Here is a 3,636-nt window from a genome sequence, read left to right as displayed (position 1 = left end):
TCTATCTGGGCATGTGATTAAATTTTTAAGCTTTCCTTGTTTTGAGATTTCACCACCCCAAACACTTTCCTCCATTAGAAAGTATTTGGTATGTGTTGTCTCTGCATTGAAATCAAATAGAGTATCCATATTGTCAAAGATTTTGCTATGGTTTGGGCAAATTGCTTTATGCAATTACTTTATGAATGAAATTGACCTATCTGATTTCAACCCTAAAAAGATTATTGCCAACAGTGCCAAAACAGATGTTAAGTCTATTGGATTGCCAGCTATTGAGAAATTTATCCTTGGTTCTTTATCTGATGATATTTTTGTTGACTCACTAACCAATGTAATTATTGAGCAAAATGGAGATGAAAAATATGAACTTGACTCATGGGAGTTAAACTCAATCAAGGTCAATAGAAATCAACTTTTTCTAGAGTTCAGTGAGAACACAAAAAGAGAAAAGATTGAGCAAACACTTTTATCAAGAAAACTTGCTGAAATATTTGAGTTCCCTGCAAATTGGAAAACCAGTTGGAAAAGTGGAAAGAACTACTACTATAAATTACCAAGCAAAGTTCAATGCATGGAAATGTTTGCAAAATATATCAAAGAGAAACCTGAACAACTTTTCCCAAACTACACAGACCTTAAAACAAAAAAATAAGCATGAACCAACAAGAAAGCCACTCAAAACAGATGGCTTTCTTATTGCTCTATGCCTACACTGCTACAACAGCCCACAGGAGAGACAGCATGAACCAGCAACAGCCTGACCAGGAACAACCAGGCACACCACCACTCACAGAAACCCAAGCACTGATCCAACTCATAGAGATGGGCAACAGGGAGTTTGAGTTAGGACACTACCAAGATGCAGAGTCATTTTTTGCCGAGATGGAAATAGACAAGGACTGACCATTGTTCACCGAATGCCGTAGGTGGTATTTGAAAGGCTTGACCTTTCTTTCCATAGCTCCAAAAAGACTGAATTATGTATCAAACATATAAAAAGAAATAAATACACCATTGCACAAATATCAAGGACTCTTAGGAGTCCTTTTTTTATTGTCTATTAATATTAAATATATATTGATATATCTTGTTTTGATATTGACAAAGATAAATTATCTTTTATCTTATAGATGTATATATTTAAAAGGAGAACAAATATGAATTATACATTCCGTTCAAAATTACTTATCTTTATTGGAAAGTATATCTATGGAGATCCAAAAGCATTTGGTGTTAATTGCACTGCTGATGAGTTCTATGCACTTGAAAATGAAAGAGTAAAAGCTAACACAGCATTGCATCCAGCAACCGCAGGACATTGGAGTAATATGAAATCTCAATTATATAAAAATGAAATGAGATTGACCGTGTTTAAGCATGTGTCATACATATCAGTCATTCTTGCAGTTGCTGTTCTAAGCTTTGGAAATATGGCAAACAAAGGCTTTGTATTCGTTGGAGAAAAAGTATCAGTCATCAAATCCAACTATAAAGTAGAGAAACAAGCAAAGGTTCAACTAAATTACTTGATTGAACAAACACAGTCAAAAGGAAAAGAAATTTCTGAGCAATTTAACAATACGAAAAATGAGAAACAGTTTATTCAATCTTATGTTGATTTAAATAATGATATAGCATCAAGATATGAAATCATTAAAGAACTTGTCAATTCAAAGTCAATAACAATAGATACAGGCACTGATGCAATTTATGATATTTCAGCAGTTAGAAAAGAGATTGATGAAAAAATTCCAACTCTTAAATCTGAGAACCCTACTGATTATCAAAAACAAATCAACAAGTCAGCGATAGACAGAATGAATGCAGTAAAAGATTTTTTAAGACAAGAAAAAAATAAATAAGGAGATGAAAAATGAAAAATAATCAAGAAATAGAAAACCCACTTTATGCAATGGCATTCTTACTTATAGTAATGTTTATTATTTCTATAAAGCCAATGTTTTTATATGCAACAGACAAGCAAGCATACTATAAATATGAATTGGAAAATTTAGAACAGGTAGAGCAATACAAGATTGAACAATTCCGCAGTAATGGGTTAAGCATTGATGCATACACATCATCAATGAGAATGATTACAAGAGAGAAATTAGAAATTAATTCTCAATTAAATAAAAACAAAAACATATAACAGGAGAAAATATATGAAAGCAATAATAAAAAATACAGCATCTTTACCAAACATTTTTGGAAAAAATAACTTAAATTTGATCAAGGAGAACAAAGACAAATTGAAAATACAAGCATTATCTAAATTATTCTCAAAGTCTCTTGAAAAGAAAAGAGCCGAAACAGAACAATTTGTTGATGATGTTTGCAATAGACATGATTTCAACAACACTGATCCAGATTTACCAGCAGACCTTAGAGACATTCAAGGCGACATGCTAGTCACAAAAAATGGCTATCCAGTAGCAGGCAGAGTCTTACCAGACGACTTTTCCATTGGTTCAGCAAGTCCATCTATTGCGATTTTTTTAGCTCTTTGGAGTGTGGTTTACACCTTGAACCTTTGGAGCCATACAGCAGGAATTGGCTTTCTTGGACAAGCTGTCATCCTTGCCTACATGGGCATGTTCTGGACATTCTTTGGTTTCTGGAAAACCATAGGTTTTGCAATCGTTGCAGTAGCACCAGCAAGCATTGCACCTTACATCACACCAATTGCTCAGAACTTTGGTTTTTCTAGTGGCATTGTGAATTTGGCACTTGGAATGTTGCCAGCGACTTTCCCACTTATCCACTACAACTTGACCATGAAAAGACGAGCTATTCAGTTGCAATACAACTCTACTATCTCAAACCGTGAGTCATTAAATGGATCAGCAACCGTCAATATTTCTCGCCAAATCCAAGCAGAGAACTCCAAAAAAGACAAGACAGATTTCTTGACCTATGGACATGCAAAAGGAACTCTTGCAAACATGGGCGACAAGTTCGCACCTGATAGCGGATTACCCGTTGGCTTAACCGTCAATGAGTTGTTCAGTCATGAAATTATCTTTGGTTCAACTCGCACAGGCAAAACAACTGGTGCAGTTAGACCAACCTTAAATGAACTTAGAAAACAAGATTGTGGTTTATATCTTGGAGATGGAAAAGGTTCATTGCCAAGAGAGTGTGCATCATTCATTCAACTCATTGATCATGAAAATTGCCCAGAATTAAATTTCATTGACAACCTTGAACCATCACAACTTGCCAACTTATTGAGAAACCAATTTGGTAGCAAAGACAAAGGAGACTATTGGAGCAATCAAGCAGAAATGACATTGGTTCCTGCTAAAGTTTTCTATGATGAACTTGCTTTAAATATGAAAGTAGTTCCTAACAACTATGCATCTTTCTTGGAAATTGTTGACCAAATGAAAGTTGGAACAGGCTTGGACGGAGACAATCCAGATATTTCTAAACATCCTTTATTGTCTAAATTGATTGAAAACTCAAAAATGACAACAAAAGGAACCATGCTAAACAATGCTTTCATTCGTGTTATTGAATTGTCTAAACTTGCACAAGACACAAAATCAAGTATTTTTTCAACCGTTGATAACCTTAGGAACGGAATAGAGAGAAGTATCTTCCGCCGGCTCCTGGACCATATCCACCTGAAAC

The 3,636-nt window shown here is 34.7% G+C and carries 5 protein-coding genes; all 5 read left to right on the top strand.

Annotation, left to right across the window (positions count from 1 at the left end):
* Positions 1 to 652, top strand: a 652-nt coding sequence (locus ACO0KY_RS19485) for a hypothetical protein (protein ID WP_423048870.1), incomplete at its 5' end; no start/stop codon positions are given.
* Between the two features lie 2 nt (positions 653 to 654).
* Entirely contained in the window at positions 655 to 903 is a 249-nt protein-coding gene (locus ACO0KY_RS19480) for a hypothetical protein (protein WP_423048868.1), read from the top strand.
* A gap of 254 nt (positions 904 to 1,157) precedes the next feature.
* Entirely contained in the window at positions 1,158 to 1,862 is a 705-nt protein-coding gene (locus tag ACO0KY_RS19475; RefSeq protein ID WP_423048866.1) for a hypothetical protein, read from the top strand.
* 11 nt (positions 1,863 to 1,873) lie between these two features.
* Positions 1,874 to 2,152 (top strand): hypothetical protein, encoded by a 279-nt coding sequence (locus tag ACO0KY_RS19470; RefSeq protein WP_423048864.1) that lies wholly within the window; start codon positions 1,874 to 1,876, stop codon positions 2,150 to 2,152.
* A gap of 13 nt (positions 2,153 to 2,165) precedes the next feature.
* The coding region (locus tag ACO0KY_RS19465; RefSeq protein WP_423048862.1) for a hypothetical protein at positions 2,166 to 3,636 on the top strand (1,471 nt) is incomplete at its 3' end.

It is taken from the genome of Undibacterium sp. Dicai25W, from assembly GCF_049340505.1.
Taxonomy (GTDB): domain Bacteria; phylum Pseudomonadota; class Gammaproteobacteria; order Burkholderiales; family Burkholderiaceae_D; genus Undibacterium; species Undibacterium jejuense.
The sequence above is the reverse complement of the archived record's forward strand: the minus strand, read 5'-3'. Positions and strand labels throughout refer to the sequence as shown.

Coding starts and splice junctions, on each gene's coding strand:
- ACO0KY_RS19480 (WP_423048868.1), top strand. CDS start 655: ATGAACCAACAAGAAAGCCACTCAAAACAGATGGCTTTCTTATTGCTC.
- ACO0KY_RS19475 (WP_423048866.1), top strand. CDS start 1,158: ATGAATTATACATTCCGTTCAAAATTACTTATCTTTATTGGAAAGTAT.
- ACO0KY_RS19470 (WP_423048864.1), top strand. CDS start 1,874: ATGAAAAATAATCAAGAAATAGAAAACCCACTTTATGCAATGGCATTC.